The 14,639-nt window shown below is 68.1% G+C and carries 15 protein-coding genes; 7 read left to right on the top strand and 8 right to left on the bottom strand.

Annotated features, from left to right (window positions below; translation table 11 throughout):
- Positions 1–90 precede the first annotated feature (90 nt).
- Complete coding sequence (locus V5D55_RS10645; protein WP_435742729.1) at positions 91–996, top strand: ATP-binding cassette domain-containing protein; 906 nt, start codon at positions 91–93, stop codon at positions 994–996.
- Positions 993–1,820, top strand: a complete 828-nt coding sequence (locus tag V5D55_RS10640) for an ABC transporter permease (protein WP_435742727.1) — start codon at positions 993–995, stop codon at positions 1,818–1,820. The genes V5D55_RS10645 and V5D55_RS10640 overlap by 4 nt, the downstream gene beginning before the upstream one ends.
- A gap of 164 nt (positions 1,821–1,984) precedes the next feature.
- Here the strand turns inward: V5D55_RS10640 and V5D55_RS10635 are convergent, their stop codons facing one another.
- Both V5D55_RS10635 and V5D55_RS10630 read right to left on the bottom strand, forming a co-directional pair.
- Entirely contained in the window at positions 1,985–2,728 is a 744-nt protein-coding gene (locus V5D55_RS10635) for a DUF2071 domain-containing protein (protein WP_435742725.1), read from the bottom strand.
- Between the two features lie 61 nt (positions 2,729–2,789).
- Positions 2,790–3,206, bottom strand: a complete 417-nt coding sequence (locus tag V5D55_RS10630) for an ArsR/SmtB family transcription factor (protein ID WP_435742723.1) — start codon at positions 3,204–3,206, stop codon at positions 2,790–2,792.
- A gap of 103 nt (positions 3,207–3,309) precedes the next feature.
- Between V5D55_RS10630 and V5D55_RS10625 the strand changes: the two genes are divergently transcribed.
- A complete protein-coding gene (locus tag V5D55_RS10625) occupies positions 3,310–4,740 on the top strand; it encodes a TrkH family potassium uptake protein (protein WP_435742721.1) in 1,431 nt (476 codons plus the stop codon).
- On the top strand, positions 4,733–5,404 hold the full coding sequence (locus V5D55_RS10620) for a potassium channel family protein (protein WP_116634434.1): 672 nt from the start codon (positions 4,733–4,735) through the stop codon (positions 5,402–5,404). The genes V5D55_RS10625 and V5D55_RS10620 overlap by 8 nt, the downstream gene beginning before the upstream one ends.
- Before the next feature lie 27 nt (positions 5,405–5,431).
- On the opposite strand, the gene V5D55_RS10615 is transcribed toward V5D55_RS10620, so the two are convergent.
- Both V5D55_RS10615 and proC read right to left on the bottom strand, forming a co-directional pair.
- Positions 5,432–5,719: a DUF1905 domain-containing protein gene (locus tag V5D55_RS10615; RefSeq protein WP_435742718.1), complete on the bottom strand. Its 288-nt coding sequence runs from the start codon at positions 5,717–5,719 to the stop codon at positions 5,432–5,434.
- Positions 5,720–5,722: 3 nt separating this feature from the next.
- Positions 5,723–6,562, bottom strand: a complete 840-nt coding sequence (gene proC / locus V5D55_RS10610; protein ID WP_435742717.1) for a pyrroline-5-carboxylate reductase — start codon at positions 6,560–6,562, stop codon at positions 5,723–5,725.
- A 59-nt stretch (positions 6,563–6,621) separates the two neighbouring features.
- Between proC and V5D55_RS10605 the strand changes: the two genes are divergently transcribed.
- Complete coding sequence (locus V5D55_RS10605) at positions 6,622–7,593, top strand: cation diffusion facilitator family transporter (RefSeq protein WP_435742715.1); 972 nt, start codon at positions 6,622–6,624, stop codon at positions 7,591–7,593.
- Positions 7,594–7,634: 41 nt separating this feature from the next.
- Here V5D55_RS10605 and tadA read toward each other — a convergent pair whose 3' ends face one another.
- Positions 7,635–8,090 (bottom strand): tRNA adenosine(34) deaminase TadA, encoded by a 456-nt coding sequence (gene tadA / locus V5D55_RS10600; RefSeq protein WP_435742713.1) that lies wholly within the window; start codon positions 8,088–8,090, stop codon positions 7,635–7,637.
- Positions 8,091–8,171: 81 nt separating this feature from the next.
- On the opposite strand from tadA, the gene upp reads away from it, so the two are divergent.
- Complete coding sequence (gene upp, locus V5D55_RS10595) at positions 8,172–8,804, top strand: uracil phosphoribosyltransferase (protein ID WP_435742711.1); 633 nt, start codon at positions 8,172–8,174, stop codon at positions 8,802–8,804.
- A 34-nt stretch (positions 8,805–8,838) separates the two neighbouring features.
- Here upp and V5D55_RS10590 read toward each other — a convergent pair whose 3' ends face one another.
- The 3 genes from V5D55_RS10590 to nadE form a co-directional block, all read right to left on the bottom strand.
- Positions 8,839–9,612, bottom strand: coding sequence for a hypothetical protein (locus tag V5D55_RS10590; protein ID WP_435742709.1), 774 nt, complete (start codon positions 9,610–9,612; stop codon positions 8,839–8,841).
- Positions 9,609–13,079, bottom strand: coding sequence for a TM0106 family RecB-like putative nuclease (locus V5D55_RS10585; protein ID WP_435742707.1), 3,471 nt, complete (start codon positions 13,077–13,079; stop codon positions 9,609–9,611). The genes V5D55_RS10590 and V5D55_RS10585 overlap by 4 nt, the downstream gene beginning before the upstream one ends.
- Before the next feature lie 74 nt (positions 13,080–13,153).
- Positions 13,154–13,972 carry an ammonia-dependent NAD(+) synthetase gene (gene nadE / locus V5D55_RS10580; RefSeq protein ID WP_435742705.1) on the bottom strand — a complete coding sequence of 273 codons (819 nt, stop codon included), beginning with the start codon at positions 13,970–13,972 and terminating at the stop codon, positions 13,154–13,156.
- Positions 13,973–14,080: 108 nt separating this feature from the next.
- Between nadE and V5D55_RS10575 the strand changes: the two genes are divergently transcribed.
- Positions 14,081–14,638, top strand: a complete 558-nt coding sequence (locus V5D55_RS10575) for a nucleoside phosphorylase (RefSeq protein WP_435742703.1) — start codon at positions 14,081–14,083, stop codon at positions 14,636–14,638.
- The last annotated feature ends 1 nt before the right edge of the window (position 14,639 follow it).

Here is a 14,639-nt window from a genome sequence, read left to right as displayed (position 1 = left end):
TACTTCTGTTTATTAGTTAAACAGTGTGTTACGGTCATACACAGTTGCGTTGGTCATACACAGTTTTCCACATACACAGAAAGGTCGATCATGGAGACAACCATCGAGGTAGAGCACCTCCGAAAGTCCTTCAAGGGCAAGAACGTCGTCGAAGACCTCGGCTTCACCGTCGCCCGGGGCGAGGTGTTCGCCCTCCTCGGCCCGAACGGAGCAGGCAAGACGACGGTCATCAACATCCTCACGACCCTCTCCCCTGCGGACGCCGGTTCGGCGAAGGTCGCCGGTTGGGACGTGCACACGCAGAGCGTCGAAGTGCAGCGCCGGATCAGCCTCACCGGCCAGTCCGCCGCCGTCGACGACGCCCTGACCGCGACCGAGAACGTGATCATGTTCGCGCGTCTCGCCGGGATGAGTCGTGCCGCAGCGAAGCGACGTGCGGCCGATCTGATCGCCCAGTTCGACCTGACCGACGCATCCGCACGGCTCGTGCGGACGTTCTCCGGCGGCATGCGGAGGAGACTCGATCTCGCGCTCAGCTTCGTGGTGACGCCCGAGGTGCTGTTCCTCGACGAGCCGACCACGGGCCTCGACACCCGGAGTCGACGCGACCTCTGGGACATCATCCGGGTGCTCGCGAGCGCAGGCACGACCGTCTTCCTCACGACGCAGTACCTGGAAGAGGCCGACCAGCTGGCCGACCGCATCGCTGTACTGCATGACGGGCGGATCGCGGCGCTCGGCACCCCCGCCGAGTTGAAGGCCCGGATCGGCGGAGACACCGTCGAGATCCACGACCGCCGCGGCGAGCTCCGCCGCGCCGTCCCCACCGACGGTTCGGTCGCCGACCTCCGACGCGCCCTGGACCTGCTCGACGAAGCCGGCGAAGACGGCGTCGTCTCGCTGCGGCGCCCCACACTCGACGACGTGTTCCTCGCCGTCACCGCCCCCGCATCCGCCCCACCGGCCGGAACTTCCTCCCTGAAGGAGCTCGCATGAACATCCCCATGACCGCGCCTCGAGCCGTGGCATCCGCCCCACCCTCCCCCACGCCGCGTCCGCGTCTGCGCGGCTTCACCGCCGAGTCGGTCTTCGTCGGCCGCAGCTTGCGTCACTCGCTCCGCGACGGCGAGTCGCTGTTGATGGCGATCCTGCTGCCCGTGATGCTCATGCTGATGTTCACCTGGGTCTTCGGCGGGGCGATAGACCCGTCCGGCGCCTACGTCGACTACGTCGTGCCAGGCATCATCCTCACCTGCGCCGGCTTCGGAGCGTCCTCGACCGCGGTGTACGTCGCGAACGACATGCGCACCGGAGTCATCGACCGCTTTCGCACGATGCCCCTGCGCGCGGGAGCGGTGCTGACCGGGCACGTGGTCGCCAGCGTGCTGCGCAACCTCTTCGCGACGGCGATCGTGATCGGCGTCGGCATCCTGGTCGGATTCCGACCGACCGCCTCGCTCGTCGAGTGGATCGCGTTGACCGGGCTGATCGCCCTCTACATCCTCGCGATCACCTACCTGTTCGCCGCGATCGGTCTCGCCGCTGGAAGCCCGGAGGGTGCCAACGGCTACGGCTTCGTCCTGCTGTTCCTGCCGTACCTCTCCAGCGCATTCGTCCCCGTCGCGAGCATGCCGGCCTGGCTGCAGCCCGTCGCCGCACACCAGCCGATCACGCCCATCGTCGAGACGATCCGCGGATTATTGACGGACGCACCCCTGCAGGGCGAGCCGTGGTGGGCGATCGGCTGGTGTCTCGTCATCCTTCTGGCCGCTGTGGCCTGGGGAGCGTGGCTGTTCCGCCGCAAGTCCGCTCGACGCTGACACCGGGGATCACCGGGTTCGGAAACGAGTCTCAGCGAAGACATAGACAACCTGCGCCCATCCCCCAGCGATGCCTGCCAGTATTTCGGTAGGACTTGTGCCGGCACCGCCGAGTCCACGCGGGCTGGGGCCCGCGGATCGCCCCTGACGACAAGCCCCTGTCGTCAGGGGCGAGGCCTGTCCGGGCTCCGCCAGGTCACCGGGATGTCGCGCATCACGAGTGCACTGTCGATGACGGCCGCGCCACGCGGAAGTCCGTCGAAGAACGACGACGACACGTCGTTCACGCGGGCCGCCTGCACCGCCCACGCCGTCGACGAGAGTTCCAGCGCCTCCACCCCACGGTTGCCGCGACGGGGGGACCAGCCGATCGCCCCGGCGCGATAGAAGTCGGACGCGTCGTCGACCGAGGCGAACAGCGAGCTGCCCCAGTCGTCGGTCAGCTGCACGTCGGCCGCGACGTGGGCGTCGCGTGCCTGCATGCGCACATGGAAGCGACCACCGCCCTCTTCGACGTCGAACCGGGCGCGTCGATGCACACCGGGGAAGAGCCGCCCGCCGCCGAGGACCGGAACGAGTTCAGAACTGTGCCGTCCAGTGATGTAGACACCGGAACGGGTGACGCCGCCCTCGTCCCACTCGACTGCGAACCGATGCGCGGCGTTCTCCGTCGACAGGCCGAATCGCGGCCGCACCCATCCCGGGCGAAGCTCGGTCAAGGCGATCATGCACACGCCCGCGACCGCGCTACCGTCGACGAGCTGAGGCCGGAAAGGCGCGGGCACGACCTCTCTCGCCACGCCCGCGTCGACCCGGTAGGTGAGCAGCAGGCGGCGACGGATATGACCGCGGATCGTGGTCAGTCCAGCCATGACGCGCGTCGTCGGGTCGCTTCTTGTTTCGCTCATACCGCGATGTTAGCTGATTAGCTAAATCGCTACAAGGCTAATGAAGCCTTCGAGGGAGAAGTCAGGCGCCGAGCCGCTTGAGCGCCGTCGCGACCACGTGCTTGGCGGATGCCGCGGCGCGACCGACGACCTCGGCGGCATGGGCCGCACTGTCGTTCAGGGGGATGACGGGGTAGGCGATGTCGGGTGCCTCGTCGCCGTAGGCGTCGACCAGGAACGGGACCAGCCAATCGTCCACGACCTCGAGCGGCTTGACCGACAGGCTGTAGAAACGGCGCTGACCGTCTTCCCGCACGGACACGAGCTCGGCGTCGCGCAGCACCTTGAGGTGCTTGGACACGGTGGGCTGACTGATGCCCAGATCGGCGACGATGTGACTCACGCTCGTGCCGGTCTCGCCTTCGGCCGTGCGTCGCAGCAGGAGCTGGAGGATGTCGCGCCTCGTACCGTCTGCGATCACGTCGAAGATGTCCGTCATGAGATCAGGGTAGTCGTCCCCGGCACGGAGTACCATGACGAAGGCTCGGCGATAGGCGCCGTGTGACCGTGACGAGCGGCAGGGCACGACGAAGGGGGACGCGATGTCGGGCATCGCTTCGGCGTCGTCCCCGCGCGAGCGCCTGGAAGGCATCGCCGGCTGGGTGAAACACATCGTCACCTCCTCCCCCTCGCGCTTCGCGATCGTCATCTTCGCGATGCTGATCCTGGTGTTCACCGTGCTGCTGTCGCTGCCGATCGCCTCGGCGAGCGGCACCGTCACACCGTTGAGCGATGCGCTCTTCACCGCGGTCTCCACGATCTGCGTCACCGGCCTCGCAACCGTCGACATGGCGAACTACTGGTCGCCGTTCGGCCACGTCGTCGTGTTCGTCGGCGTCAACATCGGGGCGCTCGGGGTGCTCACCCTCGCCTCCCTGATGGGAATGCTCATCTCCCGCCGGCTCGGCCTGCGGGCGAAGCTGATGGCCGCCGGCGACACGAACCCCCTGCGCGCGCACGGCGGTGTGGTCAACGAGAGCCAGACGGTCCGGCTGGGTGAGGTCGGGCAGCTGCTCACCACGGTGGCCGTCTCGGCCCTGATCATCGAGGCGTCACTGGCCGTGCTGCTCTACCCGGCGCTCGTCATGGCCGAGGTCGATCCCATCGCCGCGCTCTGGGAGGCGCCCTACTTCGCGGCGATGGCGTTCACCAACACCGGCTTCGCGCCGAACGACGGCGGGGTCGCCGTCTTCGCCGACGACTACCTCGTGCTCTTCCTGCTCATGGTCGGCGTCTTCCTCGGCAGCATCGGCTTCCCGGTCATCTACACGCTCGCCAAGCACGTGTGGCACGTGAAGAAGTGGTCGCTGCACACCAAGCTCACCCTCGTCACGACCGTGCTGCTGTTCGTTCTCGGCGCCGCCGTCTTCCTCATCCTGGAGTTCAACAACCCCAAGACGTTCGGCTCGATGGATGCCGCGGACACGACCTTCCAGGCGTTCTTCCTGTCGGCGATGACAAGATCCGGCGGATTCAACGTCATCGAGATGGACGATCTGAACGGCTCCTCCCTGCTCGCCGCCAGCATGCTGATGTTCGTGGGCGGTGGTTCCGCGTCGACCGCGGGCGGCATCAAGGTCACGACTCTGGCCGTGCTGGCCATCGCCGTCTGGTCGGAGGCGAAGGGGCGTCAGTCGGTCGAGGTGTTCGGCCGCCGCATCCCCAGCGACGTGCAGCGCGTCGCCCTCAGCGTCGTCGCATGGGGGGCGACCATCGTCGCACTGTCGACGATCGTGATCGCGCAGATCACCAAGGAGGACATCAGTCATGTCCTGTTCGATGTCATCTCGGCGTTCGGCACGGTCGGCCTGTCGACCGGTCTCACCGCGGAGCTCCCGGATTCGGCCTCGTACGTCATGGCCGCGACCATCTTCATGGGGCGCGTTGGTACAGTGACTCTCGCCGCGGCAGTCGCCGCGACGTCGCGATCGCAGTATTACTCGCTGCCCGTGGAAAGGCCGATCGTTGGTTGAAGTCCTCCGGGGCGACGCTCCCGTCCTCGTCATCGGTCTCGGTCGATTCGGTGCCGCGTGCGCCGGTGAGCTCGACCGCCTCGACCGCGAGGTGCTCGCGATCGACGACAACCTCGAGCTCGTGCAGAAGTGGTCCGACCGCGTCACCCACACGGTGCAGGCGGATGCGAAGAACATCGATGCGCTGCGGCAGATCGGCGCCGGCGACTTCCAGGTCGCCGTGGTCGCGGTCGGTTCCTCGATCGAGGCATCCGTCCTGATCACCGCCAACCTCGTCGACCTCAAGGTGCCGCAGATCTGGGCGAAGGCCGTCTCCCAGTCGCACGGCAAGATCCTCGCCCGCGTCGGCGCGAACCACGTCATCTACCCCGAGCGTGAAGCGGGCGAGCGCGTCGCGCACCTCGTGAGCGGACGGATGCTCGACTTCATCCGCTTCGACGACGACTTCGTGCTGGCCAAGATGTACCCGCCGAAGTTCATCCGCGGCGTCGGCCTGAACGAGTCGGGCGTGCGCTCGAAGTACAAGGTGACGGTCGTCGGCGTGAAGAGCCCCGGCAAGCCCTTCCGCTACGCCGAGGCGAACACGATCGTCACCAACCACGACCTCATCATCGTGTCGGGCACCAACAGCGACATCGAGCGCTTCGCCGCCCTCGACCGCTGAGCCGCGGCATCCGCTCGATCGGTCCCGTCAGGCGTCGATGTCGAGGGTGAGCTCGACGACGTCGTCGACAGTCACGCCCTCGCGGTCCTGCAGCACCTTCTTGATCGGCACGATGTAGCCGCCGTCCTTCGGCCACAGCGCGGTCGTCACGGTGGTGGCGCCGAGCGTGACGGATGCCGGGATCATCCCCCATCCGTACGTGACGACCGCCGAGACGTCATGGATCATCTCGCTCTCCGCCGGCGGCACGGTGACGAAGTGGAACGGCGCGGGACCGCGCCAGTACCAGATCTCGCCTTCGAACTGCAGTCGCACAGGTCAGTTCCCGGCTGCGAGTTCCCGGGAACGGGCGAGAGCGGCCGCCGCGGCATCCGAGAAGGAGCGATCGAGGTGCGCGTCCTGCAGCACCGCGATCGCGCGTTCCGTCGTGCCTTTGGGGCTGGTGACGCGGCGGCGGAGCTCAGCCGGATCCTCGCCGGAGGCGTCGAGCAGAGTCGTCGCGCCGATGAAGGTCTGCTCGGCCATGAGACGGGCGTCGTCCTCGGTGAACCCCAGACCGACCGCGGCCTTCGTGAACTCCTCGATCAGCAGGAACACGTAGGCGGGGCCGGATCCCGAGATGGTGCCGAGGGCGTCGATCTGCGACTCGGGAACCTCGACGACCACGCCGACCGTCTCGAAGAGGCGCCGCACCAGCGCCACATCGTCGGCGGTCGCCGCAGCCCCGGCAGCGAGACCGGCGACGCCCTTGCGGACCGTCGACGGCGTGTTCGGCATCGAGCGGATGACGCGGGCGTCGGCGCCGAGCACGTCGGCGAAGGTCTGCAGCGTGACGCCGGCGGCCAGGCTGACGACGATCGTGTCGTCGGCGAGGTGGGGACCGATCTCGCGGAGCAGGTCGGGCACCATGGCGGGCTTCACACCGACCAGCACGATCCTCGCCGCCGAGACGGCATCAGCGTTGCCGTTCGGGTTCTCCGACAGCGCGATGCTGGTCACGCCCTCGAGCCCCGCAAGGGTGGCGGCCTTCTCGGCGGTGCGGTTGGTCGCGGTGATCCCGCCGCCGATCCGGATGCCGGAAGCGAGCACTCCGTGGAGGATCGCACCTCCCATGGAACCGGCACCGAGGAAAGCGAGCGAGGGAAGCGAATCGGCCATGTCGTCATCCTACGGCGGGCTCTCCGGTATCCATCGGCGCGCAGTTCTAGACTCGTGGCATGAGTGCATCCGGAGGCAACAAGGCCATCGTCGCGGCGTTCCTGGCGAACCTCGGCATCGCGATCGCGAAGTTCATCGCCTGGGCGCTCTCCGGTTCCGCCTCGATGCTCGCCGAGGCCATCCACTCGGTCGCCGACTCCGGCAACCAGCTGCTCCTGATGCTCGGAGGGCGCAAGGCGCGGCGTGAGGCCGACCGCTCGCACCCGTTCGGCTACGGCCGCGAACGCTACGTGTACGCGTTCGTCGTGTCGATCATCCTGTTCTCCGTCGGTGGCCTGTTCGCCATCTACGAGGGCGTCGAGAAGCTCACCAACCCGCACGAGCTCGACAAGACCTGGTGGTGGCTGCCGCTTGTCGTGCTGGTCATCGCCATCGGGTTGGAGTCGTTCTCGCTGCGGACGGCCGTGCGAGAGAGCAACGTCGTGCGCGAGAAGGGGCAGTCGTGGGTGTCGTTCGTGCGACGCTCGAAGGCTCCTGAACTGCCCGTCGTGCTCCTGGAAGACGTCGGCGCGCTGACCGGTCTCACCTTCGCGCTGCTCGGCGTCGGCCTCACGCTGATCACCGGCAACCCGGTGTTCGACGCACTCGGCACGGTGATGATCGGCGTGCTGCTCGTGCTGATCGCGATCGTCCTCGGTGTCGAGACCAAGAGCCTGCTGGTCGGTGAGGGCGCGACGCAAGCCGACTACGACCGGATCGTGGACGCGATCAACGCGGGCGACGAGATCGAGAAGATCCTCCACATGAAGACCCTCTACCTCGGCCCCGACGAGCTGATGGTCGCCGCGAAGATCGCTCTCCGCGCCGACAAGCCGCTGCGCGAGGCCGCCGACGACATCGATGCGATCGAGGCACGGATCCGCGAGGCCGTGCCGGTGGCGCGGGTCGTCTACATCGAACCCGACGTGTATCGTCCCGCGATCGACCCTGAGCCGTCGACCGACGTCTTCGTGCTGAAGTCGTCGGACTGACGCGCCTCACGTTTTCGGAGGATTCCACAAAAAAAGCGGGGTCAGCGGCGCGGCTCGAAGAAGTCGCGGAGCATCGCGGTGGCGGCATCCGCTTCTCGTCCCCCGACGACCTCGGCACGGTAGGGCAGGCGCCGGTCGCGCAGCACGTCGTACATCGATCCCGCGGCGCCCGCCTTCTCATCCCACGCCCCGAACACGACACGGCTGATCCGCGCCTGCAGAATCGCACCGGCGCACATGATGCACGGCTCCAGGGTCACGACGAGCGTGTGGCCCTGCAGATTCCACGAACCGACGGATGCCGCCGCGGCCCGCAATGCGGCGATCTCGGCGTGGCCGGTCGGGTCATGCGTGGCTTCGCGGTTGTTGCGCCCCTCGGCGATGATGCGGCCGTCGGCGTCGAGCACGACGGCACCGACCGGGATCTCGGCCGCCGCCGCCGCGTCGGCAGCGAGCTCCAGAGCGCGCTGCATCGCGAGGTCGTCGGCGGCGGTCATGGGTCGAGCCTACGACAGCGCTCGGTCGGGTTCGCGGCGGACGATGTCGTGCGAACGCGTGCGGCGCATTAGCCTGTATCCATGCGTGTTCACGTCGCCGACCACCCCCTCATCACCCACAAGCTCTCGGTGCTGCGCGACCTGCGCACCCCGTCGCCTGTGTTCCGTCAACTGACCGAGGAGTTGGTGACGCTGCTCGCCTACGAGGCGACGCGCAACGTGAAGGTCAGCCCGATCGAGATCACGACCCCCGTGACGAAGACCATGGGTGTGAAGATCTCGGAACCGCGTCCGATCGTGGTGCCGATCCTGCGCGCCGGACTCGGCATGCTCGAGGGCCTGGTGAAGCTTCTTCCGACGGCGGAGGTCGGTTTCCTCGGCATGGTCCGCGACGAGGAGACGTTCGAGCCGACGACCTACGCCGAGCGTCTGCCCGACGACCTGAGCGACCGTCAGTGCTTCGCGATCGACCCGATGCTCGCCACGGGCGGATCGCTCGCCGCCGCCATCCAGTTCCTGTTCGACCGCGGAGCCAAGGACGTCACGGCGATCTGCCTGCTCGGCACCCCGGAGGGCGTCGCCGCGATCGAGGCGATGGCGGGAGACCGCGACGTCACGCTCGTCCTCGGCGCACTCGACGAACGCCTCAACGAGAAGGGCTACATCGTGCCCGGTCTCGGTGACGCCGGCGACCGGCTCTACGGCACAGTCTGAGCCCCGAGTCTGCGACCCGGACGGTCCTGAACTCTCAGACGGGCAGCAGGTAGGCACGCTCGTCGCCGAAGTGCTGGAATCCGACGCGTCGCAGGATCGGTGCGGAGGTGGCGATCCGCCCTTTCACCAGGGCCGTCGTCGCGCCGAGCTCCGCGCTGACGCGCAGTCTCTCCGCAAGCACGGCACGGTACGCGCCAAGGCCCCGTGCCTGCTCCAGCGTGGCGGCGCCCCACAGGCGGGCGAACCCGTCGACGATCGTGCATCCGCCGGTACTCACAGCCGTGCCGTCGATCCGGCCGAGGACGCGCACGTGCTGCTTCGCGGCCAGCCCCGCCGAGACGTCTTCGAGTTCGACACGAAGCCCCTCTTCGTCGAGGGGAGCCTGTTCCCACACCGGCACGTTGATGGCGTCGACCTCACGCACCTGCCCGAGTGTGCGCACGACCTCTGCGGTGGCAGTCGTGGGGACATCGACCGCGAGTTCGTCGATCGCTCGGGCGAACACCGCGACCGTATCGATGTGCTCGGCTCCGCGGTGCTGCAGCTCACCTTCGAGGTCGGGGGTATCCGAGGGGTTCGTCCAGAAGGTGAGACGGGTCTCTCCCCAGGCGCGGGTGCGCTCGACGGCGTGGTCGAGCACGGCGGCGGCATCCGCTGTCGAGCGGACCTGCGAAGCGCGCACGCCACCGCCGAACCGGGCGGGGTAACGCACCAGCTGCAGGTGTTCCTTCGTCTGCGCGCTGCCGCGCGGGAACCAGACCCAGGCGGCAGACGCGCGAAGGATGTCGTCAGTCGAGTGGCTGCTCACTGGGCCGCCCCCACCAGACGGGCGAAGGCGCTGAGGCGGGCAACCCCCTCGGGGGTGTACGGAAGATCGTCGAGCAGCGCCGGCGAGTGGATGAGGTAGGCGACCGCCTGGGCGCGCGAGATCGCGACGTTGAGCCGGTTCTGCAGCAGGAGGAATTCAGGTCCGCGCGGAGCATCGCGGCCGCTGGACGCCGCGAGCGAGGTGATCGAGACGACCGCCTCCTTGCCCTGGAAGTTGTCGACCGTGCCGACCGGGACCTCGGAGAAGCCCGCCTCGTCGAGTGCGTCGAGGACCAGCTGGCGTTGCGCGTTGTAGGGCGTGACGACGATGATGTCGGACTGCACGAGGGGTCGCGTCGATGCGTCGAGATCGTTGTCGGTGAATGTGCGGCCGACAAGATCTCGGACGAGACGCACCACTTCGGCGGCCTCCTCCGGCGACTGGGTCGCGTTGCCGCGGTGCCGGAGCGGCAGCACGTGAAGCCCCGGTTCGATGCCCTCGACCGACCGGTTCTCCGTACCGGGTGCCGACGCGAGTTGTCCGGCATAGGCGAGCTTCGACACCGGAGCCGCGACCCGCGGATGCATGCGCCACGACCGGGCCAGGAAGTAGCCGTACTCGGGCCGGACGACCGGGTCGCCGTCCATCACCCACCCGAGCGCCGACGTGTCGACCGGTTCGGGATGGGCGCCCTGACTGACCTGCGGCAGCTGCTGCGGATCTCCGAGGAGCAGGAGTCGCTTCGCCCCGGCCGCGACCGCGATCGTCGAGGCGAGCGAGAACTGCCCTGCCTCGTCGATCACGAGCAGGTCGAGACCCGAGCGATCCACGCGCTGCGTGTTGCTGAAGTCCCACGCGGTGCCGCCGACGACGACTCCCTCGCCGGCATGCTCGGCGAGGAACGAAGCCATTCCGCTCTTCGGAATCGCCGTGTACGGGACCTCTGCCTCGGAGTCCTTCGGCGCCTTGGCGACCTGGGCCGGCGCGACGCCGTCGGCCACCACGCGCCCGAGCAGCGTCTCGATGATGGCATGCGACTGCGCGACGACACCGATCTTGAAGCCGTGCTCGTTCACGAGTCGCGCGATCACCCGCGATCCGGTGTAGGTCTTGCCGGTGCCAGGTGGGCCCTGCACGGCAAGGTAGCTGCGATCGAGATCGAGGACGGCACGCACGATCGCGTCGATCGCGTCGTCCCCGGCCAGGGGGATCGCCGCGCCCGAGGTGGTGCGCGGCGGGATGCGCCGCAGGATGTCGGTCGCCGCATCGGCAGGGAATCCCGGTGCCGATGCATGGACGGCATCCGCCCACTCGTCGATAGCCCCCTGCAGCGACGCGACGCGCGGCGGCGAGGCGGGTGTGAGCGCCACGGGAAGCTCATCCCAGGTCTGCCCCTGCACTGCCGATTCGGTCACGAGATAGCCGTCGTCGAGCACTTCCGTGACCGTCACCGTGTGAGGCACGTGCACCGCCCGCGACGGGACTTCGGTGTCGAAAGGAGCAGGCACTTCATAGAGCGCGAAGGGCTGCGAGCCGACGCCCAGAGTGGTGCCCGGCGACACCTCGCCGCGGATCTCGATGTCGCGCGACATCACCCGACGCCCCTCGCCGATGCTCCAGTCCCGGCTGACCGCCGAGGAAGGGCGGTCGATGCGCACGACGTCGCGCGTGCCGTCCCACATCGTCACGGGCTCGCGCAGCCGCTGGAAGTGAGAAACCCAGAAGCTCTTCGCCTCGCGCGGGAAGTAGTCGATCGCGGCCGCCGCGAGACGGTGCACCTGCCCGTCGCCGCCTGCCTCGACCGCGCGTTCGGCGTCGGCGAGCAGGGCGACCGAACGGGGCGAGGGTTCGTAGATCACCTCGTCGATCTCGTCGGGCGGCGCCGGCGTCACGCCCCGTTGCCGAGCGATGTCGATCAGCCAGTTACGCAGTCGACGGGTCGACACGCAGTCGTAGCGGTTGTAGTCGGCGAGGTCGGCGAGAACGGCATCCGCCTCGCTCTGCTCCCCCGCGGCAGCCAGCTCTCGCGCGGCGACGTACTGGACGATCGAGTCATCGCCCTTCTGCACGTCACTCGTGCGCACGTCTTCGCCCATGTAGAGCGGCTCGAGCTTCTTGATCGAGTACGAGCGCGAGCCGACTCGGACCGTGCGCAGCACGAGCGGATACAGATCGACGAACACGCCCTCGCGGAGCAGTCGGTCGATCTCGCCTTCGCGCACCCCGTGCCGAGCCGCCATGGCGACCAGGTGCGAGGTCTCATACGGGGCGTAATGGTAGATGTGCATGCCGGGGTGCGCTGCCCGTCGCACCTTCACGAAGTCGAGGAAATCCTCCATCGCCCGTCGCTCTGCAGCGAACGTGTGCGCCCACAGCGCCGAGTACTGGTCGGTGTTGTCGACCCACCCGAACAGGTAGTCGATGCCCCAGTGCGCCTCGCCGTCGGGCGCCGGCTCGGTGTACAGCGGATCGCCTTCGAAGTCGAAGAAGATGTCGCCGTGGCTGGGTACCGGCAGCGTGTGGATGGCCGGCGCGTAGTGCACGTCGTAGGTGGGGACGCCCTCGGCGTCGGCCCTGACCTGCAGTCGGGCCTGCGCGCGGAGCGTCTCGAAAGTGTCGACGTTCATGCCGACCGGCGGTTCGGTCGCCGTCGTCAGCGCGTCGATCGTCTCGATTCCCGCCGCCCGCAGTCGAGCCCGCTGCACGGGACGCATCCGCGCGACCATGAGCAGATCGCGGTGGCCGAGCACCTGCTCCTCGCACGTGGCGCATCGGCCGCAGGCCACGACCTGCAGGTCACCGCGGTCGTCACCCCAGGCGAGGGCAGCACCGGTCGCGCCATCGGTGATTCGCCGGTCGGCGATCAGCGCTCGCAGTCGCGCTCTCCGCACCTGGAACAGCGGGAGCAGGTCGTCGACCGCGTGAGTGCTGAGCGAGCTGTCGCCGAGGATCAGGTCGACTTCGTTGGAGCGCGGGATGCCGAGCCGGTCGAGCTGATCGACATATGCCGCGAGCTGCATAAGGGCGGTGACTCGCGCCTTGCGCGCCAGCTTCGAATCCTGCACGCGCCAGCGGCCGTCGGTGTCCTTGCGCAGGAAGTCGGCGAAACCGACGAACTCCTCGGTGGCGAAGGCGGCCTGGAACACGACGAGCGCATCGGACTTCAGCGCCGCTATCGTCTCCTGGGTCGCGGCGCCGAGCGCCTCGGCATCGATCGAGGAGACCTTCTCGATCTGATGCACGCTCTCGTCGCCGAGGTCATGGATGTAGCGGGCGAGGACGTTGCGCTCGTGCACGTCGCCGAGGAGCGCGGCGCGCTGCAGCGTGGCGTCTTCGGGCTCTTCGACCGCGGGAACCCGACCCAGCTTCGCGTCGATCGCGCGACACCAGGCGAACTCGCACTCGGCGGCCGCCTTGAGGTCACTGGCGCTCCAGATGACGCGCTGCGCCTCGGTATCGATCCGCACGATGCTCCCGTTCTGTCGGATGCTTCGACACTATCCGCGGCATCCGACACGGGACGAACGGCGCGCGTCCCGAGTCAGCGCCACCAGTCGTCGTCGGGGGTCACCGGAAGGTGGCGCTTGTGCTGTGTGGCGAGGTATTTGGCTTCGATCCGGCCCGCGGCTTCCGGATCCACGGGACGCCCCTCGAGGAAGTCGTCGATCTGCTCGTAGGTGAGGCCGAGCTCGTCCTCGTCGGCGCGCCCGGGCTGGCCGTCGAGGAGATCGGCCGTCGGCACCTTGAACGCGAGACGATCCGGCGCATCCAGGAACTGCAGCAGCGAGCGCCCCTGTCGCTTCGTCAGGCCCGACAGCGGGAGGATGTCGGCGGCGCCGTCGCCGAACTTCGTGAAGAAGCCGGTCACGGCTTCGGCCGCATGATCGGTGCCGATCACCAGCATCCCGTCGTGCCCGGCGAGCGCGTACTGGGTGACCATTCGCACGCGCGCCTTGATGTTGCCGCGGTTGAAGTCGCTGATGTCGCTCGTCACGGCGAACTCGATGTCTTCCTCGACGCCGTCGACACCGTTCTGGATGTTCACCTCGACCGAGGCATCCGGCGCGATGTACTCCAGCGCCGCTTGGGCGTCCGCGGCATCCGCCTGCACGCGATAGGGCAAGCGCACCGCGAGGAATCTCGCCTCGCCACCCTCGGCGCGGACACGCTCGACGGCGAGTTGCGCGAGCCGCCCGGCGAGGGTCGAGTCCTGCCCGCCGGAGATGCCGAGCACGAAGCCTCGAGCTCCTGTGGTGCGGAGATAGTCGACGAGGAATCCGATCCGACGCTCCACCTCGACTTCGGGATCGATCTCGGGCTGGACGCCGAGGTCTTCAGAGATCTGCTTCTGCAACGACACGTGATCCTCCACTCTTCCTCGAATCAGTATCACCCCTCTGTGTTACGCGGGGGTGACGACGACCCCGCTTGCACGCTCCTGCCAGCCGAGACCTGAAAGAATGAGGAAGTGAAACTCCTCGTCGCCGCCCTCGCCTCCGAACTGTCCGCCTTCCCGGAGACGCTCGACGGCTTCGACCGTCTCGTCACCGGTCCCGGCAAACTGCAGGCCACCTATGCCCTCACCCGTGCACTCGACGCGGGCAGCTACGACGAGATCGTGGTCGTGGGCACCGCCGGCGCGATCATCCCCGGTCTCGAAGCCATCGTGCATGAGGTGGGTTCCGCGTTCCAGCACGACGTCACCGACCTCGACGGTGTCGCCGGTCAGCATGTGTCGCTGCCCGCACGCGTCGCGACCGGCCGCGACGGCGTCTTGATCGCCACCGGCGACCACTTCGTGGACGACGCCGAGGTGACGGCCGTGATCCGACCGACCGGCGCCGCGCTGGTCGACATGGAGACCTACGCCTACATCTGGGTCGCCGAGCAGTTCGGCGTGCCGATCCGCGTGTTCCGTGCCGTCTCGGATCAGGCGGAGGATGGCGCACTCACCGACTGGCGTGAGGCTGTCGCGCGCTGCAGCGTGCAGCTGCGCGATTTCATCCGGGAGGCGTACGGGGTCTGAC

This window comes from Microbacterium sp. PMB16 (assembly GCF_051294855.1).
In the GTDB taxonomy this organism is placed as follows: Bacteria; Actinomycetota; Actinomycetes; order Actinomycetales; family Microbacteriaceae; genus Microbacterium.
The sequence above is the reverse complement of the archived record's forward strand: the minus strand, read 5'-3'. Positions and strand labels throughout refer to the sequence as shown.

Excerpts from the sequence above, each read along its gene's own strand:
- V5D55_RS10645 (WP_435742729.1), top strand. The coding sequence starts at position 91 with ATGGAGACAACCATCGAGGTAGAGCACCTCCGAAAGTCCTTCAAGGGC.
- V5D55_RS10640 (WP_435742727.1), top strand. The coding sequence starts at position 993 with ATGAACATCCCCATGACCGCGCCTCGAGCCGTGGCATCCGCCCCACCC.
- V5D55_RS10635 (WP_435742725.1), bottom strand. The coding sequence starts at position 2,728 with ATGAGCGAAACAAGAAGCGACCCGACGACGCGCGTCATGGCTGGACTG.
- V5D55_RS10630 (WP_435742723.1), bottom strand. The coding sequence starts at position 3,206 with ATGACGGACATCTTCGACGTGATCGCAGACGGTACGAGGCGCGACATC.
- V5D55_RS10625 (WP_435742721.1), top strand. The coding sequence starts at position 3,310 with ATGTCGGGCATCGCTTCGGCGTCGTCCCCGCGCGAGCGCCTGGAAGGC.
- proC (WP_435742717.1), bottom strand. The coding sequence starts at position 6,562 with ATGGCCGATTCGCTTCCCTCGCTCGCTTTCCTCGGTGCCGGTTCCATG.
- V5D55_RS10605 (WP_435742715.1), top strand. The coding sequence starts at position 6,622 with ATGAGTGCATCCGGAGGCAACAAGGCCATCGTCGCGGCGTTCCTGGCG.
- tadA (WP_435742713.1), bottom strand. The coding sequence starts at position 8,090 with ATGACCGCCGCCGACGACCTCGCGATGCAGCGCGCTCTGGAGCTCGCT.
- upp (WP_435742711.1), top strand. The coding sequence starts at position 8,172 with ATGCGTGTTCACGTCGCCGACCACCCCCTCATCACCCACAAGCTCTCG.